Below are 25,805 nucleotides of genomic sequence, written 5' to 3'. Positions count from 1 at the left end.
TAAATAATAGGTCAACGTCTGCCAACGTCAAAACGGCCGTTAGTCACCGTCACTGTATCACTTCCGTGCACAGCCTTGAAAGCGAAGATGCCCGACACGATTTTGTTAACTGTGTCCGCCCGGGTGATGATGACCTTGCCCGTATACCTGCTGTTGGTTATGAGCAGCTTGCCAGGCACTTGGTAAGCTCCGTGGTTATGGGGTTGTATTAACTCACCTCCGATTGGTTTTGTGGTTGTGTTTAGCAAATACTCCCCCGGCTGAGTCACATTCCGCAAATAAATATGTAAACTGGTTTTATTTTTCCTGTAAGCACTAATGAACACATTGTTGCGGGTTTCGTCAAAGGATCTTGTTGCTAGATACCCACCCTCCACAGGCTTAGGGGCCAGAAAGCCTGTGCCACCGTTAGCTACCCAAGCTTTGCCGTTAACAATAGCCCCCATGGTGTCAGCTCCAGTCTGAGTAGCATCGGGCAGCAGTTTCAACTCGTCTTTTTTACAGCCAGCAAAGAGGAGAGTCAGAGGCAGCAAGATAAGTTTTGAAATTTGCTTCATAGCGGAGTAGAATATTGCATAATCAATATAGCAAATATTATCTACTGTATCTATAGTGTTATAAGCTACATTTTCGCTTCACCAGGGGAGATAACCAAGTCAGACACAAATGTTCAGATTGTAGAAACGCAAAAAAGACCGCAGGTATACCCACGGTCTTTTCTCAAAATCTATATAGTCTGAAAAGCTACTTCCTGTCCTTAAACTCCAGCGTGTTCAACATGTGCACAATATCCTTCTTCACATATTCAATAACCGGAGCCAGCGAATCATTTTGGGTGGCCGTTCTGAAGTAGAGTGCCCCCCGGAAGAAGTGATTGGTCGTGTCAGTTACATAGAACTGGAACTGGCTTGGAATCTCGCCTTCCAGCTCAAACACAGAGGCAATATCACCTTGTGGCGTTCTGATCTCTGTTTCCTCTATTGAGTACGCTTTTATCTGGTGTTTGCCAGTCAGTTTACGCGCATCCTCGATCAGGTTGTTCAACATCTTCGGATCATTGTTGATGGCCTTATAAGTCAGCTGCACGTTTGCTCCCAGACTCGGATAGATGACATTGATCCAGTGCGGCTGTGCAATCATCGAAGAGTCAGGGCGTATTTTGGCGTGCTTCGAATACTCGAAGGTATACGGATGCTCGTCCTGCAGCTGTTGATAAGCAGCCTCTGGCAGGTCAATGCGGTTGTATCCTTTTGGCTTTGGGGTGTACTCGGCGTTGCAGCCAACGATGGCCAGGGCCATACCTGCCCACAGGACCAGCTGCAGTTTAGCTGACTTTATGATAGTGCTCTTTTTTGCTTGCGACATTAATCTTGATTCGTTTTACACGCTTATTGTCCGCCGACTCTATTGTAAAGTAATAGCGACCATACGACACTTCCTCGCCTACATAAGGTATGCGGCCAAAGAGTGCCAGCATCAGGCCTGCTACTGTTTCATGCTCGCTCTTTACCTCGTTAAAGGCATCGAACGGAACTTCCGTGATCTTACAAAAGTCGTGCAACGATGTTTTACCGTCAAAGATAAAGGTATTTTCGTCGAGTTGAGAGTATATGATCTCATCCCCGTCATCGTATTCATCATTTATTTCGCCCACGATCTCTTCGATCACATCTTCCATCGTAAGCAGCCCTACCGTAGTGCCGTATTCGTTTATCACAATGGCCATGTGCACGTGCTTCTCCCGGAAGTCCTGCAGCAGGTTGGAGATGTGCTTGGTTTCCGGCACGTAAAAGGGCGCTCTGATCAGGTTCTGCCATTTAAAATCAGCTCCTTTGTCGAGGTGCGGCAGCAGGTCTTTCACATACAGGATACCGTCGATACTGTCGGTGCTTTCGGTGTAGACAGGCACGCGGGAATAACCCCACTTGATGATCTGTGGGAGCAGCTCTGGCAGTGAAGCGCTCTGTGAAAACGCCACAATATCCATACGTGGACGCATGATCTGCTTTACCGTGATTGAACCGAAGTTTACGATGCCTCGCAGAATCTTACGCTCTTCCGGTGACGTTTCCTCATTTGTGAGCGCCACATCCAGGCTATGGTGTAACTCTTCCAGCGTCTGGCTGTAAGCACGAACACGGTAGCGCTTGTCAATAAAAGTGCTGATACCAGTAAGCAACCAGGCAAGCGGTCGCAGCACAGGTCGCAAAGCATCCAGTATCGGAGCCATGTGCTGCGCAATGGCAGAACCATGCTTGCGGGCATATACCTTAGGCAGCACCTCTCCGAAGAAAACGATCAGGAACGTAACCACCAGCACGCTGACCAGCATCGTGGAGGTTGCCAGCGAAGTAGAGCCAGCTAATTGCCACGCAATGTAGGCGCAGAGCGTAATGATACTAACATTGATCGCATTGTTGATGATCAGGAGCGAAGCCAGTAGTTGGCGTGGGCTCTGCAGGAGGTGGTGTACCAGTTGAAGCTTTTTTTCTCTGCTGGTTCTGGCTTTTTCAATCTCCTGAGGGGTGAGAGAGAAAAAAGCTGCCTCCGCCCCCGAAGTGAGGGCAGAGAGCAGCAATAAGATAAAGCAAACCGAGATGGCTGCGATATATTCAATTCTAAGTAAAGCTGTTGCGCTTTGTAAAAGTTGCAGTAAGCTATAACTTAGGGGGTCTCCGGAATCTAAACTGTCCAAAATCAGAAAGTTAGGTTAAACATAGGTTAGAACGGCAGGTCGTCTGGCTCGTCGTTCTGGAAGGCAGATGCATTGCCCTTGCCTGATGCGGCGGCAGTGCCCTGACCTGAGGCTTGTCCCGATGATTGTGATGAAGCGCCGCCCTGGAAGCCTCCTGAGCTGCCATTGCCACCTTCACGAGCACTCAGCATCGTCATGTTATCAGCCACGATCTCCGTGCTGTAACGCTGTACGCCCTCTTTGTCCTGGTAGCTGTTTGTGCGAATCTTGCCTTCGATGAAGACAGACTGCCCTTTGCGCAGGTACTTTTCGGCTACTTCAGCCAGACCACGCCATAGCACGATGTTGTGCCACTCGGTGCGCTCCTGGCGCTCGCCGTTTTTGTCTTTGAATGTTTCAGAAGTAGCAATCGGGAAACGCGCTACAGCTACGCCGCCTTCGAGGTGGCGAACTTCTGGGTCCTTACCAAGATTTCCGATAAGGATTACTTTGTTAACACTTGCCATGTCTTTTTTTGTTAAATATTAAATTGATTTGGGCTACTCCGACAACCAAGCCGGAGGCAATTATGGCTACTGAACCTTTAGAATGCATTTTCATGCAGAAAAGTTTCAGTTTATAAATTTAGCAAAATCTTCTCATCTTTCAAATAGCTGTCGATAAGAATTGGCTTCGGCAACGCCTCTATTTTTTCAGATGAATAAGGTGCCAGTCGCGCCTCCTGCAAAACCTCTTCACTTAAACGAAAATCGAGCTGGATGAGATAAAACCGGGCCGTAATTTTCTGATGACTGAGCACATGTTTATAGTCTTTGCGCGGTGGCAAAAGATGTGATTCCTGCAATGCTATACCTGCGTCATTGAGTTCTTTCAGCAGCTTGGCGGTGTCCAGTATTTTCGAGTCGCTTTCGTGCAGGTGAAAATCATACAAACCCTCCCAAATGTCGCCACTAAGCCGCTTGCGCATGTAATACTGCCCCTCATGTACAAACACTATGTAGTGGAAAAAGCGTGGACGGGCAGCTTTTGCCTTTGACTTAACGGGAAGCTCTTGCACAAGCCCATGTGTGAAGGCGAAGCAGGACTGCTGCAGCGGGCAGAACAGGCAATCGGGCATGACGGGGGTGCATTGGATAGCGCCGAACTCCATGATAGCTTGATTGAAGGTGTCAGGCGCATCGGCAGGTATGAGTTCGTTGGCCAGTTGCTGAAACACCTTTCGTGAAGCAGGTGCCGCAATATCGTCTGATATTCCAAACACCCGGGCCAGCACCCTAAACACGTTACCATCCAGCACAGCTACCTTCTCTCTGAATGCGAAAGAGGCGATAGCGGCGGCCGTGTAACTTCCCACGCCCCGCAGTTTCAGGAGCTCCTCATACTTATTTGGGAACACGCCGCCATAGTCCTGCACGATCTGTTTAGCAGTGTGGTGCATGTTGCGGGCCCTGGAATAGTAACCAAGCCCCTGCCAGAGGCGCAGCACTTCATCCTCAGGGGCCGCCGCCAGGTGCTGTACCGTAGGGTAGGCCTCGGCAAAGCGTTGGAAGTATGGTAGTCCCTGGGCTACGCGCGTCTGTTGCAGGATCACCTCAGAAAGCCAGATCAGGTATGGATCGGTGGTGTCGCGCCAGGGCAGAACTCTTTTGTGGCGCTGGTACCACGCCAGCAGCGTGTTGGAAAAGTATGTGCTAGGAGTGTTTTTCATAAAAAAAGAGGTCCCTTGAGCTCAGGCAGCTTGAACAGACAAATGTAAGACATTGTTCTGAATGCAGAAGGAATGTATTGGTGTCTGTTTTTGTATCTTATTAAAATATAAGTAGATACGGGGCGTTAGGAAGGGGGCAAGCTGGCATGGGTATTGCAAGAGAAGCATCAGCCAGAAGGTGCAAAGAAGCCACATGATCGACAAGGTTAAATCTGTAATAATTTAGTGCTAAAGCTTTTACTTGTCGAAAAGTAGGTATACCTTTGTGCCCCGAAAAATGGAGAACGACAGCGCTGTTGTACCTCCTGAAAAAGAGAAAGTTAACTTATTACTAATTTATAAAAATCTAAGAAAGTGACTAAAGCAGAAGTAATATCAGAAATTGCTGATAAAACAGGGATTGATAAGGCTGATGTGCAATCTACCATTGAGGCATTTTTCAAAGTGGTGAAAGACTCTATGGCCGATGGCAACAACATCTACGTGAGAGGTTTTGGAAGCTTTGTAAACAAAAAGCGCGCTAAGAAAGTGGCTCGTAACATTTCGAAGAACACTTCCATCATTATTGATGAGCACTTTATTCCAAGCTTCAAGCCATCTAAGACCTTTATTGCTAAGATTAAGAACAGCAAAAAGATCAAAGAACTGGCTCATTCTTAATTCTTTCGTATATTTGCCGGTTGCCTGTTTGGTTATCCTTTAAAAAACAGTCATTTACAAAAAACAGAAACACATGTCACGCGCTCAAATACTGATACTTGTAGCAGCAATTGCTTTGGCAGCGGCTATGTTCTTTCTGCCAAAAGTGGTTGTGACGAAGGATGATAGCACAGCAGCTGCCGGGCAGACTGCAGCTTTACCTGAGGGACACTCTGAAGATGATGGGCATGACCATGGACCTTCGCCAGCCGCTGCGGCTGACGGAGTGCACTCAATGGCCACGCCAGAGCAAATGATGGAGCTTGCTACTGTACGTGCACGCTACAACAAAGCATCTGATGCCAAAACACGCGGCCTGTTGGCCAGTGAACTGGCAGCTGCTTATGCCGCAGCAAGTAAGTTTGACAGTGCAGGTTACTACTACGAGTTAGCCGCTGAAGCCCGTCCGGGTGAGAAGAGCTACCGTAAAGCAGGTGACCAGTACTTCGAGGCTTTTACTTACGCAGCTACACAGCAGCGTGCCAGCGAAATGGGTGGCAAAGCTCGTAAAATGTACGAGCAGGTGCTGAAGAACAATCCTTCGGACATGGACGCGAAAACAAACGTAGCCATGACTTATATCGCCAGCGAAAATCCTATGCAGGGTATTACGCTGCTGCGTGAGGTGATTTCGGCAGACCCGAAAAACCAGAAGGCGCTGTTTAACCTCGGCATTCTGTCAGTTCAGTCAGGGCAGTGGGATAAAGCCGTTGAGCGCTTCCAGGAGCTGACAACTGTTAACCCGGAGCACGTGGAAGGCACTTTCTATTTGGCTGTGTCACTGGCTGAAACCGGTAAGAAAGAAGAAGCGATCAGGACTTTCAATAAAGTGAAGACCATGAGCAGCGACCCTGCTCTGACAACTTCCGTTGACGAGTACCTGGCAAAACTGTAATAAAAGAAATAATCATTTAATAAAAATTTCAAGACTATGCCTTGCGGAAAGAAAAGAAAAAGACATAAGATTGCTACTCACAAAAGAAAGAAGCGTCTAAGAAAAAACAGACATAAGAAGAAGTAATTTCTTCTGCGTTTATTGAGGCCCACATTGCTTCTGCAATTGTGGGCTTTGGTCTATACATCCAACTAATCTTTGAGAGAAATTGAGTAACGAGCTTATTATCAATTCTACTCAGGATGGAGAGCGCATCGCCCTATTACAGGACAAGAGACTTGTAGAGTTTCACCACGAGAAAAAGGATACGAACTACATTGTAGGGGATATCTTCCTGGGAACTGTAAAAAAGGTAATGCCAGGCCTAAACGCCGCTTTTATTGATATTGGCTACCACAAGGATGCATTTCTGCATTACCATGATCTGGGAGCCAATATCAAAACCCTGAACAAGTATGTGAAGGCGGCACAGACACAGAAGAACGCTTCTGCAAAGCTTAACCAGCTTAAATTTGAGCCAGAAATTGACAAACTCGGCAAGATTGCTGATGTTCTTAAAAAAGGACAGCAGGTATTGGTGCAGATTGTCAAAGAACCGATTTCAACCAAAGGACCGCGTCTTTCATGTGAGCTTTCGCTCGCCGGTCGATACCTGGTGCTCGTGCCGTTTTCAAACACGGTAAGTGTATCCAAGAAGATCGTTAGCAAGGAAGAACGCACACGCCTTAAGCGTCTGATCAACTCGATCAAGCCTGAGAACTTTGGCGTGATCATCCGGACAGTGGCAGAAGGCCGTGAGGTGGCAGAGCTCGACAGAGACCTGCGCAACATGGTGGAGAGCTGGGAAGAAGGCTTTAAATCGCTGAAGATTGCCAAGCCCAATGACAAAATCATTGGGGAATTGGGACGTTCTTCGTCCATACTGAGAGACTTAATGAACGAGAGCTTTGACAACATAGTAGTCGACGACGAGTCGCTCTATGACGAGATCAAAGCATACATCGGTAGCATTGCGCCAGATAAAGTAAAAATTCTGAAGCATTACACCGGTAAGACAAAAACCTTCGAACACTTTAACATTGAGCGGCAACTAAAGGCTGCATTCGGTAAAACAGTGACCATACCAGGCGGCGGATACCTGGTGATAGAGCACACCGAAGCCCTGCACGTAGTCGATGTGAACAGTGGGAACAAATCTAATACCGAAACCGATCAGGAGGCTACCGCGCTGAACGTGAATATGATGGCTGCCAGAGAAGTGGCCCGTCAGCTGCGACTCCGGGATATAGGTGGTATCATTGTAATAGACTTCATCGATATGAAGTCGCCTGAAAACCGCCAGAAAGTATACGAGGTAGTCAAAGAGGAACTGAAGAGAGACCGATCCAAGTCGACAGTTCTGCCTATCTCTAAATTTGGCCTGATGCAGATCACGCGACAGCGTGTAAGGCCAGAGCAGAATATCGTGACCGGCGAGGTATGCCCTACCTGTAATGGTACCGGTAAAATAACTGCCAGCATTCTGATTACTGATGAAATAGACGTAGCGGTAGACGACCTGCTCACGCGACACAACCACAGAAGTCTGACACTGTACGTGCATCCTTTCCTGTATGCTTACTATACAAAAGGATGGTTCTCCAAGCAGATCAAGTGGTTCTTCCACTACTTCAAGTGGGTGAAATTTGTAAAAGACACTTCGCTCGGCATTACTGACTTTAAGGTAATGGACGATAAAGGCGAAGAAATAGAGCTGCGCACCGCCCTGACGGAGGTGAACGGGACGCAGGAATAAGAAAATTTTAATCAGATTCGATGGCAACAAAAAGGCCGCTCTGTACATTCAGAGCGGCCTTTTTGATTTGTATAGGACAATACCTTAGAACTTGATGCCCACATCAAGGGACACACCGTTGTTCTTGATAGCAATATTTTTGTCACCTAGTCGGTCACTATAGAAATTGTCGATGTTACTCAGACCACGCAGGTAAGTAACACCGCCAAACAGTTTGGTGCTCTGGCCGAGCTGCAATTCGGCGCCAGTACCCAACAGGGCGCTGGTTTCGAAAATATTGAAGCGCTTCGCTGTCTTCTCACCATTGATCACTTTCTGGTTGTTTACCTGGGCCGACACCTTAGTACCAAGAGCACCACCTACCTGGAAGTAAAGGATCACATCAGGTGCTACCTCATTAGTGAACAACTTAAGCGTAAGCGGTATTTCCAGATACTGCACAGTCAGGTCATCCTCTACTGGCACTGTCGTTGGCTGGCCGTTCGGATCTTGTGAAGTAAAATCATACTTGATTTTAGAGCCTTTGCTGCGGAACATCAAACCTGAGCTGAAGGCATAGTTGTTGGAGAAAAAATAATCACCAACCACACCTACGCCAACACGCAGTGTGTTGCTGCTTTTTTCAAAGCCGTGTCTGTCCTCAGCTATAAAGCGATTGCCTGAAATGGTAGGGGAGAACTGAATGCCGATTTCCATTTGGGCCATGGCAGTGGATGTAAAGCCCAAAAAGAGCAGCAGGAATGCGAGTTTTTTGAATTGCATGTTAATTTGTCGCGTTAATTTATTCTAATACGGGATAACCCTGTATTTTTGTATTAAATATTCGGCAATGTATCACAGATTATTATTACTCGCAACCATCCTATTGCTTTTTAGCTGTAAGAAGAAGGGGGGCTGCGACATACCTGAAGAAATTGAGCGTATACCTGTAACGGTAGAGATAGAGCGACTGGAGAAGCCTTTTTTTTCGGCAAGCTCAAAGCAGGACATCGCTGCTTTCCTCGATAGCAACCCCATCTTTGCGGAGCGGTTCATCCAGCGCCGGAACTACCCTTCGGACTCAGCTGTAATTAATGCGCTCTACGGCTTGGCGAATAACCCTGAGCTTCAGAAGTTGGCTCAGGAGGCGGACCAGACTTTCGGCGACATGTCCACAGAAAAGCAGCAACTCGAAACTGCTTTCAAACATATTAAATATTACTATCCTGAGTTTAAGGAGCCGCAGGTAAAAACTTTTGTCTCTGGTCTCAACCAGGATTTGATGGTATCAGACAGCCTGCTGGTTTTCGGGATCGACTTCTTTATCGGCAAAGACGCCAGCTACCGACCTGATACCTATGATTACATCCTGAAACGCTACGAGCGCCCGAATATGGTGCCAGCCGCCATGCTGCTGCTGTCTAACCGATTTAACAAAACCAGTTTTCTGGAACGAAGCCTGCTCGCCGAAATGGTGAATACAGGTAAAGCCTATTATTTTGTGAAATCCATCATGCCTTGCACGCCTGACTCTACTATCATTGGGTATAGCGGGCAGCAACTGGCCGATGTGCACCATAATGAGGGCCGTATCTGGGCGCACTTCGTTGAAAAGAAATTGCTCTACGAGAAAAGCCCATTCGTCGTGAACAAGTACATCGGCGAGCGACCTAACACACCCGAAATCGACCCGACCTCCCCTGGCCGCCTCGGCACCTGGGTAGGCTGGCAGATTGTGCGCAGGTATATGGAGCGCAACCCGAAGGTCACGTTGCAGGAGCTGATGGCTGAAGACGGTCACCAGAAAATATTCAACGAATCGAAATACAAGCCTGAGAAGCGATAGTTCTATACTTCGCCTCTATACCTGCGCGCATGCACATAGCTATTTTTAATCAGCATCATCACAACCCCGACTGTCCTTCTACCTGCAGGCACTACACCTTTCTGGAGTACCTGGCGAAGCGGCATAAGGTGAGTCTGGTGACGAGCAGCGCCTGGAAGCAGCTTCGCATTACGGATAAGTATAAGTGGGTGCCGGAGGGGGTAGAGCTGTACGAACAGGAGGTGCCTTACAGCAACAAAATGGGCGTGCGCAGGCGATTAGTTTCCTATGGCGGCTTTGCGGCCTACAGCCTGGCTAAAGGACTCTCTATACCTAAGCCTGATGTGTTTTGGGGGGTGTCAACGCCGCTCTCTACGCCCTGGATGGCAGCTCGTGTCGCGAAGATGCGCGGTATTCCGTGGGTGTTTGAGGTACAGGACCTGTGGCCAAGCTTCCCGATCGAGATGGGAGCGGTAAAGAAGGAGTGGCTAAAACGACGCCTGTTCAGGTTGGAGAAGAATCTCTACCAGAACGCCAGCCACATCATCACGCTTTCTCCTGATATGGAAGAGTATGTGGTCAGCCAAGGTATAGCGCGTGAAAAAGTCACTACTATCCTGAATGGCACTGATCTGGAAATGGCCGATGCTGCGACTCCTGAGAGAGTAGCAACACTGCGAAAGCAATATCAGCTGCAGGGCAAGCAAGTAGTGCTCTACGCGGGCACCTTTGGGCGTGCTAATGATATACCTACTATTATGCAGGCAGCTGAGGCAATGGCTAACCAGCAGGACATTGTGTTTGTGCTGGCAGGAGGAGGCTATTATGATGACGAACTCCGAAAGCTGTCGCTGCGCCTGCCTAACCTGGTACTGATGCCGCCACAGCCGCGCCCTGATGTGTTCACCCTATTCAAACTGGCAGATCTGGCGCTCATTACCTTCAACGATTTGCCTGTACTCGCCTCCAATTCTCCGGCCAAGCTGTATGATAGCCTGGCCTGCGGTGTTCCGGTGCTTGTGACTAATCCCGGTTGGACAAAGACATTCGTGGAGCAATATAACTGTGGCTGGTACAGTCCTGCGAGTCAGCCCGAACTGTTGGCTAAGAAAATAAAAGAGATCATGTCTGATAGCGAAAAGCGGCGACAGGCCGGAGCCAATGGGCAAGCCATCGCCCGGCAGCTGTTCGACCGCCAGCAACTTGCTGCCCAGGTAGAGCAGATTTTGTTGCAGGTGGCAGGCAAGGTATAGCTTCTAATCTTTGATGCTCGCCGACAGGTGTCTGAAGTCTTCTTTAAGCTGTGGCGCGTTTGCGGCCAGCGTCCAGCAAATCACTTTGTAGAAGTGTGTTTTTGTTTCTACAGCTGTGATAAGCATAAAGAAGTCGCCATCTTCATCAGTCCACTTCAGTTCGCTTTGAGCAACACGGTTCCCATTTGATTCGAATACTTTTGCCTTGCTCAGTTTGCGTCTTTTTTCTTCTTTTTTGTAATCTGCGGCAAAGCTGTCCAGAAAATCTGCTGCATTCTCGAACTTCATGCCCCTCAGTTCGAGCTCTTCTTTAGAATCCTCTATCACAATAGTATAAGCCTCTTTATTCTTATTGAAATACTGTAGACTGGCAACATCGTTCAGTTCATAAGTTTTAACCATGTAGCTGGGTATTTCCATTGAATAGGAGTGACCTCCTTTGCGCTCGGCAAACTGCGTTTGAGCATGTGCGGCAGAGTAACTGCTCAGGAGCAGCAGAAAGAAGACTAGTAGTTTAGCGGGAGTAAAAGTTTGCATAAGCTTATAAGGGTATAATGATGAATAGTTAAATATAGGAAGTTGCATTTATTTTGGAGCAATTATTTTTCTGATTCAATAACTCAAAGACAGGTATAAAAACAACTCAGGTATAGCCTGGTTGTCGAAGTCTCTTGTCTGTTGCTTTAGTTTATAAATCTATAATACAGGTACTTGTGGCGTGTCGTGAGGAGAGGGTGGGTTTTTGGCATAGCCTTTGATTATGCAAGTATAGCAGAGCATATTTTCAGGCCTGGGCTTTGCTACTAATCGAACTAACCACAAAATATTGAAGGAGAAAGAAAGATGAAGAAGATAATAGCAGCCCTTTCGTTAGGTATGTTAGTTGCTGGTGGTAGCGCTTTTGCTCAAACCTCAACTAAACCGCAAGACCAAAAGCCACGCAGTGAAATGCGGGCAGCCATGAAAGACAGAGCCCAGAAAAGCCCTGAAGAGATAGCCCAGATGAAAACTGATAGAATGGCTCAGAGGCTAGAGCTGAATGCAGCTCAGAAAAGCCAGTTACAGGCACTGAACATGCGACAGGCCCAGGAAATGAAAGCCATGCGCGAGAGCCATAAAGCAACTGGAGAAAAATCGCCTGAGCAGAGAGCTCAGATGCAGGAGGCCAGAAAAGCAAACCACGATCAGTGGCAGGCTGAGCTTAAGAGCATCTTATCAGCAGAGCAGTATGCCAAATACGAAGCCGATCGTGAGCAGATGAAGCAGAAGCGTGCAGATGGCAGAAAAGGCCAGAAATCAGGTGAGCATAAGAAATCTGGCGATCACAAAAAAAGAGGCGAGTACAAAAAGCAACAGCAGGGAAAGTAATCCCTTATAAGATCCCATAGTTAAAGCGCGGGCGGACCACATAGTGTCTGCCCGCGCTTTTTTATTAGGCTATACCTCCGACTTTGTTTTCAGGATCGTCAGGTATATTGGGATAGTGCTTCTGGAAGAAGGCACAGAAATGCGTAAGCGGACATTCCTCACACTTTGGCCGGCGGGCGATGCAGATATAACGCCCATGTAGTATGAGCCAGTGATGTGCTTTGGCAATGAGCTCCTGCGGCAGGTTGGCTACCAGCTCCTTTTCCACCTCGAGGGGAGTTTTGGCTGTTTTCGACACCAGGCCCAAGCGTTTGCTCACTCGGAACACATGCGTATCCACGGCCATGGCCGGCTGGTTCCAGATCACCGAAACAATCACATTGGCTGTTTTACGTCCCACACCCGGCAGCTTCACCAGTTCCTCCACCGTGCTGGGCACCTCTGCGTTGAACTGCTCCACCAGCATTCTGCCTAAACCAGCCAGGTGCTTGGCTTTGTTGTTTGGGTAGGAAATGCTCCTGATAATTGGGAAGATCTCTTCCGGAGTCGCTGCAGCCAGGTGCTCGGGTGTAGGGAATGCCTCGAACAGGGCAGGCGTTACCATGTTCACACGTTTATCGGTACACTGGGCGCTGAGTACAACAGCCAGTATCAGTTCGTAGGGGTTGGAGTAGGCCAGTTCAGTTTCCGGGTCCGGAAAGTTCTGGGTAAAGTGCTCGATCAGCAGCTTGTAGCGTTCTCGTTTGCGCATAAAAAAAGTTTGCAGTCGGTTAAGACTGCAAACTTAAGCTTTTTGAGTAATTTAAAATGTTGTCGATAGACCGCTGGCTTGGGCTTTTGGCCGCGCCGTCTAGCAGTCGCTGGAGTAGCATGAGATCAGAGCAGCTTTCAGCTAGCTTGTTGTCGTGCATCAATGCTGTTTCCAGTTGCTCGAGCGCAGGGTCTGCCAACTCATTGTATACGTACTGGATCAGCTCATTCTGAGTAGAGGTTTTTATCATAAGCAATCGTGCTGTTTAGCATCTTTTTTCTTAGGTTGATCAATGCGTAGCGCATACGACCTAAAGCTGTGTTGATGCTCACACCGGTTGCTTCGGCTATCTCCTGGAAACTCATATCGGCATAATGACGCATCATGAGTACTTCCCGCTGCGCCTGTGGCAGCGTTTGGATCAGCTCGCGTAGTCTGGCATGGGTGTCCTCCTTGATCTGCTGTGACTCAGCGGAGTCTTCAGCAAAAGACAAGGCATTGAACACATTACTACCGTCCTCCAGCGTGATCATCGGGCTTCGTTTCTCTTTACGGAAAAAGTCGATTGCCAGGTTATGGGCAATGCGGCATATCCAGGACGAGAACTTGCCTTCTTCGTTATACCTGCCGCCTTTCATGGTATGGATAGCCTTGATAAAAGCATCCTGCATGAGGTCCTCAGCGGTATACGTGTCTTTAACAATCAGTAAGATCGTAGTGAATACTTTGTTCTTGTGTCTGTTTACTAGCTGTTCAAACGCATTTTCGTTACCTGCGATGTAGAGCGAGACTAAAGCAGAGTCGCTCAGCTGGGTAGTTGTATTCATCGTAAAGCTACATTAGTTTAACGTAGAGCTTTATACCATATTGTTGCGTTAGGCTGTTAGAACAAATATTTTTTTGAAGTGTAAATCAAATATAGGGAATGCAATTTGACTGTGCAACTATAGCCGGGTGCCCTTAACAAAAAATATTAAAGAAGCTATGTGCCAGTTAAGAATTACTGTTCCCTAATATACGGCAAGATAATATAAACGTATATGCTTTGAGTTAAATTTATTTTTCAACATATAGTGTCACTATATATAGTATTGATAAGGAGAGAATTAAGAGGTATATAGTGAGCTGATCAGGTACGGCTAAAAGCAGAGCGGCAGTTTTACCGTTCATACTGGTAGAGCTGCCGCTCTGCTTTAAATAGGGCTACCTTATAGCGTCACTTCCTTGCCTATAATACCGATCAGGCCCATTTTCATCTGGAATACCTGCGCAATGCTGGTGGCTTTTTGCTTCAATTCCCTTGTTTTATCTCCTTCAAACAGTTCATCTGCAGTTTCGGTAAACAGCATCACCCAGCGGGCGAAATGCTGTCTGTCTACTGGCAGGCGCATATGCTTGGGGAAAGGCTGCCCCTTGTAGGCCATGGTGCCGAACAGCACCGAGCTCCAGAAGCTGTACATTATGGGGAGGTGGTGCTCCCAGTTAACTTTCGCAAAGCCATTGAATACAGGCCCCAACAGGTCGTCCTCGTTTACTTTGGCGTAAAACGAGTCAACCAGCAGTTTTATATCCTGTTCATCTCTTATATCTTCCTTCATTTGCTGCAAATTGAAACCTTATAGGTTTACAAAAATACCAGCACAGGAGCGCGATAAAAATGACATTCGTCACTATATGAATATAAGGGGCATAAAAAAATCCTTCGTAAGAGTTGAATATCTGTACGAAGGATAAGGTTGTAAATACACTAATGCTGCCTATTCGCGGTTATACCGTTTCAGGCGGTTCAGGATCAGGAGCAGGCGGCGGTTAATGTCACGCTCCTCTACAGGTTTGCACTGTGCGGTAATTTCGGCAGGGCGCTTCAATTTAGCCTCCACTGCTTTCAGATGCTCCAGGTAGCACTCAATGGTCGTACAGGAGATATTCTGAAATTGAAGGCCTTCCCCGTCAGCTACTTTGCTGTTCAGGTTAATTGCTTTTGCGATCTCGGTGTTAATCAGTTTAGTTACGTCAGTACTTGAAGTAATTTCCTGCTGGTACACCTTCTTCTCGATGTTCTCCAATAAATTGCGGATGTCCAGTTGTTCCATGGTGTTGATATTTTTAAATTTTTACTTATCAATAGAGTCGGCAGGTCTCTGCTCAGGATACGGTCCTGAGTTGGCTGCGTTAACCCACAAAAGGATTGTTAATAAAAGAATAATATGGCGCTTTCAGCACCGGAAGCATGCATAGGCATAGGTTGGCGATGGCTGGCATGCAGGGGGCGGCTGTTGGCTGAGGGGGTGACCGCTCCCTAAAAAATTATACTTCTATACTGGGGTGAGTGTTACAGTAAAAAGCCTAAAAAATAAAATATTTAATTATTTACGATAGTCACTCTGAGAAGGCACGGAAGCCGGGTTCAAGAAGCATAAAAAGCATGGCTATACCTGTTGCCTCTGCGGCGAACAAGGTATAGCCATGCTTTAAGTTTCGTATTGGCTGAGCCTTAGCTGGCAGTGGCCTCTTTCTTCTCGTCGGCTTTCCTTTTGTTGGCCTGTCTTGGGCGGCTGTTGCCGTAGGTGCCTTTTACGATTTTACCTTTCTTTGTTTTTTTATCTCCTTTTCCCATGTTGTATTGGTTTTAATGGTTGTAGCTAGCAACCCATACATACGGAAGCGGAGAGCTGCAGTTCAGGCTTTTTTTTAAGTTAAATCATCTTCAGGAACTGTGGGTGTAGGCTGTGCGGCGCAGACATAAATCTGTGTGTGGCTATACCTGTAAATAGTAACAGAAAGCTAAACCTTTTTACAGCTGCAGGTGTTTCAAAAGGATGCCACGTTGCATGCTATGGCTAAATGTCAGGTATAGCGCCAAAGGCTAAAAAGCCTTCTGAATGCGACAGGGTATTTGTATCTTTACATCGTATAAAAATCAGTTCGTCATGCGTGGGCTTTATCCTGCCTGCGCTATACTCTATGGCAAACACATCCGAAAATAGCCTCGAAACACTCGACCCGCGCCAGCACATCATCATCAAAGGCGCCCGCGTGCATAATCTCAAAAATCTCAGTGTGGCTTTGCCGCGCAACAAATTCATTGTAGTGACCGGCCTTTCCGGCTCCGGCAAGTCATCGCTGGCTTTTGACACACTGTATGCCGAAGGGCAGCGCATGTATGTAGAAAGCCTGAGCTCATATGCCCGACAGTTTCTGGGCCGTATGGACAAGCCTGATGTGGACTACATCAAAGGCATCAGCCCGGCCATTGCTATTGAGCAGAAGGTGAGCATCAAGAACAACCGTTCTACCGTGGGTACCAGCACGGAGATCTACGATTACCTAAAGCTGCTCTATGCCCGCATAGGCAAAACCTACTCTCCAGTTTCTGGAGAAGTGGTGCAGAAGGACAGCGTAGCGGATGTGGTGGATTTTATCTTCTCGCTGGAGGACGAAGCCCGGGTTATGATCCTGGCACCGCTGCAGTTACACAAGGAGCGCACACTGGCCAAAGAGCTGGACCTGTTGCTGCAGAAGGGGTATTCGCGCATCTACGCTGACGGGCAGGTATATTTTATCGAAGAGCTGCTCGAAGAGAAAAAGCCGAAGCTGGGCAAGGAAGTGTACATCCTGGTTGACCGCGCTGTGATCTATAAATCGGATGAAGACCTGCAGTTCCGCATCGCCGACTCTGTGCAAACCGCCTTTTTCGAAGGTCACGGGGAGTGCCGCGTGAAGTATGGCGATGGCGAAGAGCGCGTGTTTTCTGACCGCTTTGAACTTGATGGCATAGTCTTCGAGGAGCCGTCGGTGAACTTCTTCAGCTTTAACAACCCTTACGGTGCCTGCCAGACCTGCGAGGGCTTCGGCAGCGTGCTAGGTATAGACCCGGATCTGGTTATACCTGACAAGAGCCTGACGGTATACGAAGGAGCCATTGCGCCCTGGCGTTCTGAAAAAATGAATGAGTGGCTGCAGCCGCTCGTGAAGAACGGCATCCGCTTTGACTTCCCGATCCACCGTCCTTTCAACGAGCTCTCTGAAAAAGAGCAGGAGCTGCTCTGGACCGGCAATAAATATTTCGAAGGACTTAACGACTTCTTTAAGCACCTGCAAGCGCAGACGCACAAAATACAGTACCGCGTGATGCTGTCGCGCTACCGTGGCCGCACCACCTGTCCTGACTGCAAAGGTTCCCGCCTGCGCAAAGACGCCAGCTATGTGAAGATCAATGATAAAAGCATCACTGATCTCGTGCTAATGCCGATAACACAGTCGCTGTCGTTTTTTGAGAACATGCAACTGACCGAGCACGAGCGCAATGTGGCCGAGCGATTGGTAACGGAAGTGACCAACCGCCTGGGTTACCTGGTGCGGGTGGGCTTGGGTTATCTGACCCTTAATCGACTTTCCAACACATTGTCAGGCGGGGAAAGCCAGCGTATCAACCTGGCGACTTCGCTGGGCAGTGCGCTGGTAGGCTCCATGTATATCCTGGATGAACCAAGCATCGGTTTGCACCCCAAAGACTCTGAGCAGTTGATAGGTGTGTTGCGCTCTTTGCAGAAGTTGGGCAACACCGTAATTGTGGTGGAGCACGAAGAGGAAATGATGCGTGCCGCTGACCAGTTGATCGATATAGGTCCGGAAGCTGGCTCTGGTGGCGGTAACCTGATGTTCCAGGGTACGCTGGAAGAAATGACCCGCACCGCCGATACTTATACTGCCAAGTACCTGAGCGGAGAGATGGAAGTATCGGTGCCGGCACAGCGCCGCAAGTGGCGCAATGCCATTGAGATTCAGGGAGCCCGCGAGAATAACCTCAAAAACCTGCATGTAAAGGTGCCGCTGGGTGTCATGACCGTGGTGACAGGTGTGAGTGGTTCCGGAAAGTCAACCCTGATCAAAAAGATACTGGCACCGGCCATGATGAAGCTGCATGGCAACACAGCCGAGGCTACTGGTAAGTTTGATAAGCTGGCCGGTGACTACAACAAGATCCGTCACGTCGAGTTCGTGGACCAGAACCCAATTGGCAAATCGTCGCGCTCCAACCCGGTAACCTACGTGAAAGCATACGATGCCATTCGTACGCTATACGCTGACCAGCCGCTGGCTAAGTCACGCGGGTTTAAGCCGTCGCACTTCTCGTTCAACATTGAGGGCGGTCGCTGCGAGGTATGCCAGGGCGAGGGACAGGTGAAGATCGAGATGCAGTTCATGGCCGACATTTACCTGACCTGCGAGAGCTGCAACGGCCATCGCTTTAAGCAAGATGTGCTCGATGTCAAGTATAAGGAGAAGAGCATCTCAGAAGTGCTGGATATGACCATCGCCGACAGCATCGACTTCTTTGCCGACCAGCCGAAGATCATCGAAAAGTTGAGGCCACTGAACGATGTGGGCTTAGGCTACATCCGTCTGGGGCAGTCGAGCAATACTTTGTCGGGTGGTGAGGCGCAGCGCGTGAAACTGGCGTCCTTCCTGACCAAAGGCGTGCAGGCGCACCAAGAGGATATTCTCTTTATTTTCGATGAGCCGAGCACCGGTCTGCACTTCCACGACATCAACAAACTGCTGCAGTCTATCAATGCACTGATTGAGAACGGCAACACTGTTGTCATCATCGAGCACAACATGGACATCATCAAATCAGCTGACTGGATCATTGACCTGGGGCCGGAAGGTGGTACAAACGGAGGGCACCTGCTCTTTGAAGGTACGCCGGAGGAGATGGCCAAGCTGGAAGATAACCATACAGCCAGGTTCCTGAAGGAGAGACTATAGGTATAAAGTATAAGAGCCGCGGCATAAGCAATTGTCGCGGCTCTTGTTTTTGAGGTATAGCTTAAGGCAGGTATACCTTAATTTGTTAACTTGCCGTACGGGTGTAAATCAAGATAAATCAATAGCTACTATAAAACATGAGAAAACGAATTGTTGCAGGCAACTGGAAAATGAATAAGACCTACGAGGAGGCGCTTTCGCTGGTATCGGAGATTGATAACATGGTGAAAGACGAGGTAAACGGCGATGTGACCGTGATCGTGGCGCCTCCGTTTCCGTTTCTGCAGAGCGTGGGCAAGCTGACGCAGGGCAATGACCTGATGCACCTGGCTGCGCAAAACGTGAGCGAGCACGACAGCGGCGCTTATACCGGTGAGGTATCGGCAGCCATGCTGAAGTCGGTAGGGGTGCAGTATGTGATCATCGGGCACAGTGAGCGCCGCATGTACCACCACGAAGACGCCCAGGCGCTTTATAAAAAACTGAAAGCAGCCATTGCGCAAGGTATAACACCGATCTTCTGCTGCGGTGAGCCACTGGAGGAGCGCGACGCCGACCGTCATTTTGACTATGTAGGCAAGCAGCTGCACGACAGCCTTTCCTACCTGAGCAATGAGGAGTTCGATAAAGTGGTGATTGCCTATGAGCCGATCTGGGCTATTGGTACCGGTCGCACCGCCAGCAGCCAGCAGGCACAGGAAATGCACGCTTACATCCGGGAGCAGCTTTCACGCATGTTCGATGCTGAGGCGGCTTTCAACTGCTCAATCCTGTACGGAGGCAGCTGCAACCCAGGCAATGCAAAAGAATTGTTTTCCCAGCCGGACGTGGACGGTGGCCTGATTGGGGGCGCCTCACTTAAGTCAAGAGACTTTACTGATATTATCAAATCGTTCTAATACCGGATAACACAGGAAAAAAGGCTGCCAGCTATATAGTTGGCAGCCTTTTTTATTGCAGATATAGTTATATTTGGCTAAATTATCTGTTATGATTCTAATAATATCCTTTTGGCTTTCGCTGCTTTCGTATTTAGCGGCGCCACAGCCGGCAGCTGAGCCATCTGTAAGGGTGGCTGGTAACGACATTTGCCGCATTTATGGCTCTGTATACCTGGAGCGTGACCCGAAGTATAAAAATACAGCCGCCTATACGGTATACCTGGGCGATGAAGAAGCCTTTGCCTCTATGGTAGTATACCGCGAGAGCAACAAACTATTTGCCGACGGAACAGGCATCTGGCACATTACCAATAAAAAAGCCTTCGCTGACCACGTGCTTTACGTGACTGATAACCGAAATTTCGCTGATTTTACTGTACATTTTACCAACGTGCGCTCTTACGCAGCGTGCCGCCCTTAATTATCACACATGGATTTTATAGAAGTAGCCCTGAAAGTAAGCCCCGATTTTGCCGACATCTTCACTGCCGAAATGGGAGAACTGGGTTTTGATGCCTTCGAAGACACAGCCGAAGGCTTTAACGCTTACATTGACGAAGACAAGTTTGATCAACACGAACTGGATAACATGCTGGCCCGCTATGCTGGCTACGTCACAGCGGAGTACCAGGTACAGAAAATTGAGCGCCAGAATTGGAACACCGAGTGGGAACGCAATTTCGAGCCGCTCTTCATCGGGGGGCAGGTGTCGGTAAGGGCATCGTTCCACGAAAAACCAGCCGAGGCTAAGTATGACATCGTGATCAACCCGAAAATGTCCTTTGGCACAGGCCACCACGAGACGACCACGCTGATGATCGAGAACCAGCTAACACTGGACCACCAGGGTAAGCGTGTGCTGGATATGGGCTGTGGCACTGGTATACTGGCTATCATGGCAGGTGAATTGGGCGCTTCTGAAATCGTTGCCGTAGAAATAGAAGACTGGACAGTTGAGAATGCCCGCGAGAATGCAGAGCTAAACGGCTACACAGGTATAGACGTGCGACTAGGCGGTGCTGAAACAATTGAAGGAGACCAACCCTACGACATTATCCTGGCTAACATCAATCGCAACGTGCTGCTCGAGGACATGCCGGCTTATGTAGCAGTGCTGAAACCAGAAGGTACGCTGCTGTTGAGTGGCTTCTATACTGAAGACCTTCCCGCACTGCAGGAACGTGCGGAGGAACTGGGCCTGACCTATGTATCCCACCGAACAAAGAACAACTGGGTGTCTGCTATTTTTAAGAACAGCTAATCGAAATCCTTCCGACCTATGAAATATAAACTTCTACCCTTTTTATTTTTTCTGGCTGTGTTTGCAGCACAGGCCCAGACCAAGCTAGCCACTGACCCGGCACAGTATATCACGGATGCCAAGAACATGCTGGTGACCGGGAAGGCCAAAAATGCCGAAGCACTTGGTGCTGCCTTGGAGAGCGTATGGGGCAACCAGCGCCTTTCTGACAAGCAGAAGCAGCAGGTGATCGACATTTCGCAACTGATGTACCGTAAGAAGATGCGCGTCAATCCGCATTACGAAAATTTCTATGAGATGCTGGTGGGGGCTGTGAACCATCACAACATGCGCGGTGCCCAGATTGACAACATGCTGGAAGTGGTGGCTAAGGCTGTGCAGCAGGACGAAGGTACAGCCCTCGACCGTTTCTTTCAAACCAGCAGCAGCTACCTGAGTTCCGGCATCCTATACCAGAACAAGCAGTATACCCTGCGCACCGTTGGAGGAAGCGTAAGCTTTGCCTACGAAGGCAAGGCCGCTCCGAAGGATAAGGAGAAGTCAGCAGAGGTGAGCGACTGGGATAGTTTTTCGTGGGATGATGAGGTAGCTGGTGAAAGCAGCGAGGCTACCGCCGACGACTGGGGCGATGCATGGGAAACACCCAAGCCCGCAGCCAAAAAAGTAGATCCGAAGGTGGCCGAGAAGAAGCGCCGCGACGACTTTAAAAAGATGTTCGTGCCTGCCCAGCCGAAGGTAAGCGGACCGGTACTGAAGTTGGAAAATGTGAACCTCAGCTTTGCCACCATCCACGACTCCACCGCGATCATGAAAACGAGTGGACACCTGATGCTGGCCAACAACCTGTTTGTCGGTGAGGGCGGGTCATTCTCGTGGGAAGTAGACGGCAAGCCTGTTTCAGCCGCATTTAAAGCCTTCAATTTTGATATTACAGCGGCAGCCTTCAAAGTGCCTGATGCTACCATCACTTACAATGCAGTGCTTGATGCCCCAATAGAGGGTGTGTTTGAGTTCAGGAGCGCGAAAGCTGGCAACAATGGCGAGAAATCATACCCACGCTTTGCATCTTTCACGAATGATGCGAAAGTAAAAAGCTTGGGCAAAGATATTGTCTATACCGGTGGCTTCACGCTGGCCGGTGACCTGATTGGTAGTAAACCCCTTGACGGCAGTGTATCGGCCCTGGCTGTGTTGGAAGACGGGAAAAAGAAATTCCGGTCTATGGCGCACAACTACAACTTAAACGATTCTATCATATTCGCCAACAGAGCCTACGTAGCTATTTACCAAAACCAGCGGCGGGACTCGCTGACGCATCCGGCCATGCAGTTGCGCTACTCCAAGCCAACCCGCGAACTGGTGCTGACCCGCGACAAGGGTGTGTATAGCAAGACGCCATTCTACGACAGCTATCACAAGTTTGAGATCACAGCCGAGCGCCTTGCCTGGAACCTGGGTACGCCGCATGTCAACTTCTCGATCCTGAATACCAAAACCCTGATACCGGTACAGTTAGAGTCGGCACAGTACTTCTCCAACATGCGCTTTCAGCAGTTAGTTGGGGTGGCCAGTTTCCACCCGCTGCAGGTGCTGGTGTCGTATGCGGCCAAGGCCAAGACCAATGACTTCTATGCCTATGATGTAGCGAAGGCTTCGAAACTGAACGAGAAAGCGGTGCAGGAAGCTGCCATCAGTTTGGCCCGCGAGGGTTATCTGACCTACGATGGGCAGTCACACTTTATATCCCTGAAGCCAAAAGCCTGGCATTATGTGGGCTCTGCCCAGAACCTGAGCGACTACGATCACCTGGTGATCAAGTCGGTGGTGCCATCCGGCCGCAATGCTACCCTCAACCTGAGCAATAACCGCCTGACTGTGCGTGGTGTAGAGAAGATGGCATTCAACAACGACTCCTCTTCGGTATACGCCGTCCCTGATAGCAATATTGTGCACCTGCTTGACAACCGCAATATGGAGTTCGGGGGTAAACTTTACGCCGGCCGCCTTAATTTCAGAGGCTCCCAGTTCAAGTTCGATTACAATGAGTTCATGATCGATATGCAGAAGCTGGATACGGTTGCTTTTGTAACGAAGAAGCGCCGCACGGTAGGCAAGAAGAAAGAACTGGAGCAGGTGATGACCAGCCGGTCTGGTAACATGTCCGGTAAACTGTATATCAACAAGCCAAACAATAAGTCGGGCCGCAAGCACTACCCGGAGTATCCGAAATTTGACTCTCCAATGGGTGGACAGGTGGCCTTTGCCAGACCAGACGTACTGGGAGGAGCCTATGACAGCACTGTCTATTTCGACATCCCTTCTTATAAACTCGACAGTTTGAGCAAGGGCAAAAGCATGATCGGGTTCAGCGGTACCTTCCATTCGGGAAGCATCTTTCCGCCGATCAAGACCAAGCTGACCATGATGCCCGATGAGACCCTAGGTTTCTACTACCAGCCGGGCCCTAACGGATTGCCGGCTTTCGGTGGTAAAGGTATAGCCTACGACACCATCATGATGAGCTCCGAAGGTATACAGAGCCGGGGCACACTCAAGTACCTGACCTCAACCTTTGAAGCGCCGGAGTATACCTACTACCTCGACAAAATAGTAACTCAGAAAGGAGCCAGTGCAAAGATGGAAGCAGGAGGTGGCGAAGCTAACTTCCCGGTAGCAAGCCTGGGGCACTATGAAATGATCTGGATGCCGAAGCAGGACACTATGTACGTGATGGCCTCTGCCCAAGACCCAATGAAGATTTACAAAGAAGAGTTCAAGTTCACGGGTACGGCCAAACTCTCACCGGGCGGCTTGTATGGCGACGGTGAAGTGGACAACGCCGATGCCAACATCGTGTCGAAGAAGCTGTCCATCAAAGGGCGTAGCCTGTCAGGCAACAATGCGCAGATGATCGTGAAGTCGGACGTAGAAGGCAAGCCGGCCATGAAAGCGACAGATATGGCAATCACCTATGACCTGGACAAGCGCTTTGTGGAGTTTGGCAGTGAGCAGAAGGGGGTAGCCAGTATAGAATTCCCGAAAGCGCAGTACAAGACTTCGATGAGCCGCGCTACCTGGGATATGAAGCAGCAAAAGGTAAGCCTGGCAGCTGATGGTGCAGGAGGGAAAAACTACTTTTACTCGCTGCATCCGGAGCAGGACGGCCTTTACTTCAGCGCAGCTACAGGTGAGTATGACCTGAAAGTAAACTCTATTCTGGCTGGCGGTGTGCCTTATATACCTGTAGGTGATGTGCACATTATACCTGACAGCGGCAAAGTAGCCGTAGCGGCAGGTGCTACCATTACCACGCTGCGCAATGCACGTGTGATGGCTGACTCCCTGCAGCAATTCCACAAGCTGTATGCCGGCAACATTGACGTATTGTCACGTAACGCCTTCAGTGGTACAGCGGTGCACGATTATCAAAATGCTGCTTCCGATTCGTTCAAGCTGCAATTCGCAGATTTCGTGTACAAGGAGCACCAACTGAAGAAGAAGTCAAACATCAACACGACCTATGCGCAGGCGCTGGTTCGTGATACCGATAACTTCTACATCTTCCCGCATATCCGCTACAGAGGTAACGTGAAGATGTATGCTTACCGGCCGCACATGGATTTTGACGGCGACCTGAAGCTGAACTTCACCGGAAACGAAGAAGACTCAGACTGGTTCCCGTTCAAGCGCGACTCTCTGAACCCGGACAATGTGCGCATCCCGATCATGAAACAGAAGGCCCCGGACGGAAACCAGCTGTACACGGGCCTGCACCTGTCGCGCGGTACGTTCAAGCCTTACAACACCTTTGTTTCCAAAAAGCAGTACGATGACGACCTGGATATCTTTACCGTAAGTGGCGACTTGTCTTATGATAAAGCGAACAGTGAGTTTAAGATCACCGATGCTGCCCGATCAGTTGCCGGATCTTATGAAGGCAACGAGCTGCGTTACAACGAAGGCACTAAAACCGTGACCTTTGAAGGCAAGCTAAACCTGGTAAACTCACTCAAAGACTTCGGTATAGAGTCGGCAGGTACAGGTATAGCCAAAACCGACAGCGGCTACTACGCTGTCGATGCCTTGATGGCCTTTGACATGAACATGCATTCGCAGGTGATCAGTGCGCTAGGCAAAAAGCTAAACGAAACTGCTATACGCGGAGGCGGTGACCAGGCGAGTGCTGAAGAGATGCTTTACAAACTGGGTAATATTATCGGCAACCGCGATGCGCAGCGCTACCGTGAGCAAGGCGGACTGATCACTTTGCCAAAGCTTTCGAACAAGTTGGTGCGCAGCATGGTGTTCCACAATGTAGACCTGCGCTGGTCCAACAAGACCAATGCCTGGTACAGCGTAGGAAAGCTAGGCCTGTCTAATGTGCTGAAAGAAGAAATAGGGGCTGACATGGACGGCTTTATGGAGATCAAGCAGGACCTGAACGGTGAACCAGTGGTGAACCTATACCTGCAGGCCGATCCGTATACCTGGGTGTTCATGAGCTATCTGGAAAACGGCCTAGTAATCGTATCATCTGATGCTGATCTGAACAAGACCATCCGCTCCAAAGCCAGTGGTGGCCGCAGCCGCAAGTTCGGTATGTACATGGGCGAGAACATCGACAAGAACCGTTTTGTGGATCAGTTTAAACATGACTACCTGGACGGCAAAGACGCATTTAGAATGGCAACCCAGGCACCAGTAGCAGAGCAAGGAGGGTTTAATGTTGCCGAAGACGAAGTAGAGGATACCAGGAAGAAAAAGAAGAAGAAAAAAGGAAATGTGGAGGAGGAGGAAGGCTGGCAATAACCGATACCTGCACTCCGGCCGTATAGGGAAAGATAGCTCCCTTTTGGATATTAA

24 protein-coding genes are annotated in these 25,805 nt (G+C 49.1%); 11 read left to right on the top strand and 13 right to left on the bottom strand.

Going from position 1 to position 25,805, the window contains the following annotated elements:
• Positions 1–11 precede the first annotated feature (11 nt).
• The 5 genes from AC5FXQ_RS16435 to mutY all read right to left on the bottom strand — a co-directional run bounded on the left by AC5FXQ_RS16435 (position 12) and on the right by mutY (position 4,403).
• The gene (locus AC5FXQ_RS16435; protein WP_493603506.1) at positions 12–557 is read right to left on the bottom strand and encodes a Riean_0653 family protein; all 546 of its coding nucleotides are present in this window, start codon (positions 555–557) and stop codon (positions 12–14) included.
• Between the two features lie 187 nt (positions 558–744).
• A complete protein-coding gene (gldD, locus tag AC5FXQ_RS16430; RefSeq protein ID WP_493603598.1) occupies positions 745–1,299 on the bottom strand; it encodes a gliding motility lipoprotein GldD in 555 nt (184 codons plus the stop codon).
• A 25-nt stretch (positions 1,300–1,324) separates the two neighbouring features.
• Positions 1,325–2,578 (bottom strand): gliding motility-associated protein GldE, encoded by a 1,254-nt coding sequence (gldE, locus tag AC5FXQ_RS16425; RefSeq protein ID WP_493603505.1) that lies wholly within the window; start codon positions 2,576–2,578, stop codon positions 1,325–1,327.
• A 143-nt stretch (positions 2,579–2,721) separates the two neighbouring features.
• Positions 2,722–3,201 carry a single-stranded DNA-binding protein gene (locus tag AC5FXQ_RS16420; protein ID WP_493603504.1) on the bottom strand — a complete coding sequence of 160 codons (480 nt, stop codon included), beginning with the start codon at positions 3,199–3,201 and terminating at the stop codon, positions 2,722–2,724.
• Positions 3,202–3,311: 110 nt separating this feature from the next.
• Positions 3,312–4,403, bottom strand: a complete 1,092-nt coding sequence (gene mutY / locus AC5FXQ_RS16415; protein ID WP_493603503.1) for an A/G-specific adenine glycosylase — start codon at positions 4,401–4,403, stop codon at positions 3,312–3,314.
• A gap of 354 nt (positions 4,404–4,757) precedes the next feature.
• On the opposite strand from mutY, the gene AC5FXQ_RS16410 reads away from it, so the two are divergent.
• The 3 genes from AC5FXQ_RS16410 to AC5FXQ_RS16400 all read left to right on the top strand — a co-directional run bounded on the left by AC5FXQ_RS16410 (position 4,758) and on the right by AC5FXQ_RS16400 (position 7,792).
• Positions 4,758–5,063, top strand: coding sequence for an HU family DNA-binding protein (locus AC5FXQ_RS16410; protein ID WP_007655567.1), 306 nt, complete (start codon positions 4,758–4,760; stop codon positions 5,061–5,063).
• A gap of 73 nt (positions 5,064–5,136) precedes the next feature.
• Positions 5,137–5,997, top strand: a complete 861-nt coding sequence (locus AC5FXQ_RS16405; RefSeq protein ID WP_493603502.1) for a tetratricopeptide repeat protein — start codon at positions 5,137–5,139, stop codon at positions 5,995–5,997.
• Between the two features lie 208 nt (positions 5,998–6,205).
• The gene (locus tag AC5FXQ_RS16400; protein WP_076423293.1) at positions 6,206–7,792 is read left to right on the top strand and encodes an Rne/Rng family ribonuclease; all 1,587 of its coding nucleotides are present in this window, start codon (positions 6,206–6,208) and stop codon (positions 7,790–7,792) included.
• 84 nt (positions 7,793–7,876) lie between these two features.
• On the opposite strand, the gene AC5FXQ_RS16395 is transcribed toward AC5FXQ_RS16400, so the two are convergent.
• On the bottom strand, positions 7,877–8,554 hold the full coding sequence (locus AC5FXQ_RS16395) for a porin family protein (RefSeq protein WP_493603501.1): 678 nt from the start codon (positions 8,552–8,554) through the stop codon (positions 7,877–7,879).
• A 67-nt stretch (positions 8,555–8,621) separates the two neighbouring features.
• Between AC5FXQ_RS16395 and gldB the strand changes: the two genes are divergently transcribed.
• Entirely contained in the window at positions 8,622–9,617 is a 996-nt protein-coding gene (gene gldB, locus AC5FXQ_RS16390; protein WP_493603500.1) for a gliding motility lipoprotein GldB, read from the top strand.
• Positions 9,618–9,646: 29 nt separating this feature from the next.
• The gene (locus tag AC5FXQ_RS16385; RefSeq protein WP_493603499.1) at positions 9,647–10,849 is read left to right on the top strand and encodes a glycosyltransferase family 4 protein; all 1,203 of its coding nucleotides are present in this window, start codon (positions 9,647–9,649) and stop codon (positions 10,847–10,849) included.
• Between the two features lie 3 nt (positions 10,850–10,852).
• Here the strand turns inward: AC5FXQ_RS16385 and AC5FXQ_RS16380 are convergent, their stop codons facing one another.
• Positions 10,853–11,386 (bottom strand): hypothetical protein, encoded by a 534-nt coding sequence (locus AC5FXQ_RS16380; RefSeq protein WP_493603498.1) that lies wholly within the window; start codon positions 11,384–11,386, stop codon positions 10,853–10,855.
• 306 nt (positions 11,387–11,692) lie between these two features.
• Between AC5FXQ_RS16380 and AC5FXQ_RS16375 the strand changes: the two genes are divergently transcribed.
• Entirely contained in the window at positions 11,693–12,217 is a 525-nt protein-coding gene (locus AC5FXQ_RS16375; protein ID WP_493603497.1) for a DUF4890 domain-containing protein, read from the top strand.
• 64 nt (positions 12,218–12,281) lie between these two features.
• Here the strand turns inward: AC5FXQ_RS16375 and nth are convergent, their stop codons facing one another.
• The 6 genes from nth to AC5FXQ_RS16345 form a co-directional block, all read right to left on the bottom strand.
• Complete coding sequence (gene nth / locus AC5FXQ_RS16370; protein ID WP_493603496.1) at positions 12,282–12,968, bottom strand: endonuclease III; 687 nt, start codon at positions 12,966–12,968, stop codon at positions 12,282–12,284.
• Between the two features lie 19 nt (positions 12,969–12,987).
• Positions 12,988–13,218 carry a hypothetical protein gene (locus AC5FXQ_RS16365; protein ID WP_493603495.1) on the bottom strand — a complete coding sequence of 77 codons (231 nt, stop codon included), beginning with the start codon at positions 13,216–13,218 and terminating at the stop codon, positions 12,988–12,990.
• Positions 13,193–13,795: an RNA polymerase sigma factor gene (locus AC5FXQ_RS16360; RefSeq protein WP_007655595.1), complete on the bottom strand. Its 603-nt coding sequence runs from the start codon at positions 13,793–13,795 to the stop codon at positions 13,193–13,195. Before AC5FXQ_RS16360 ends, AC5FXQ_RS16365 begins: the two co-directional genes overlap by 26 nt.
• 381 nt (positions 13,796–14,176) lie before the next feature.
• Entirely contained in the window at positions 14,177–14,566 is a 390-nt protein-coding gene (locus tag AC5FXQ_RS16355; protein WP_493603494.1) for a group III truncated hemoglobin, read from the bottom strand.
• Between the two features lie 159 nt (positions 14,567–14,725).
• Positions 14,726–15,061 (bottom strand): hypothetical protein, encoded by a 336-nt coding sequence (locus AC5FXQ_RS16350; RefSeq protein WP_493603493.1) that lies wholly within the window; start codon positions 15,059–15,061, stop codon positions 14,726–14,728.
• A gap of 401 nt (positions 15,062–15,462) precedes the next feature.
• Entirely contained in the window at positions 15,463–15,585 is a 123-nt protein-coding gene (locus AC5FXQ_RS16345) for a 30S ribosomal protein THX (RefSeq protein ID WP_493603492.1), read from the bottom strand.
• Positions 15,586–15,932: 347 nt separating this feature from the next.
• Between AC5FXQ_RS16345 and uvrA the strand changes: the two genes are divergently transcribed.
• From uvrA to AC5FXQ_RS16320, 5 genes are all read left to right on the top strand, one after another.
• A complete protein-coding gene (gene uvrA, locus AC5FXQ_RS16340; RefSeq protein WP_493603491.1) occupies positions 15,933–18,740 on the top strand; it encodes an excinuclease ABC subunit UvrA in 2,808 nt (935 codons plus the stop codon).
• A gap of 137 nt (positions 18,741–18,877) precedes the next feature.
• Positions 18,878–19,639, top strand: coding sequence for a triose-phosphate isomerase (tpiA, locus tag AC5FXQ_RS16335; protein WP_493603490.1), 762 nt, complete (start codon positions 18,878–18,880; stop codon positions 19,637–19,639).
• A 91-nt stretch (positions 19,640–19,730) separates the two neighbouring features.
• Entirely contained in the window at positions 19,731–20,102 is a 372-nt protein-coding gene (locus tag AC5FXQ_RS16330; protein WP_493603489.1) for a 7(1) septoil knot domain-containing protein, read from the top strand.
• Positions 20,103–20,111: 9 nt separating this feature from the next.
• Positions 20,112–20,942: a 50S ribosomal protein L11 methyltransferase gene (gene prmA, locus AC5FXQ_RS16325; RefSeq protein ID WP_493603488.1), complete on the top strand. Its 831-nt coding sequence runs from the start codon at positions 20,112–20,114 to the stop codon at positions 20,940–20,942.
• Positions 20,943–20,960: 18 nt separating this feature from the next.
• Entirely contained in the window at positions 20,961–25,751 is a 4,791-nt protein-coding gene (locus AC5FXQ_RS16320) for a hypothetical protein (protein ID WP_493603487.1), read from the top strand.
• Positions 25,752–25,805: the final 54 nt, after the last annotated feature.

This window comes from Pontibacter sp. LHS1, assembly GCF_058932855.1.
This window is presented reverse-complemented; position numbering and strand designations above follow the sequence as displayed.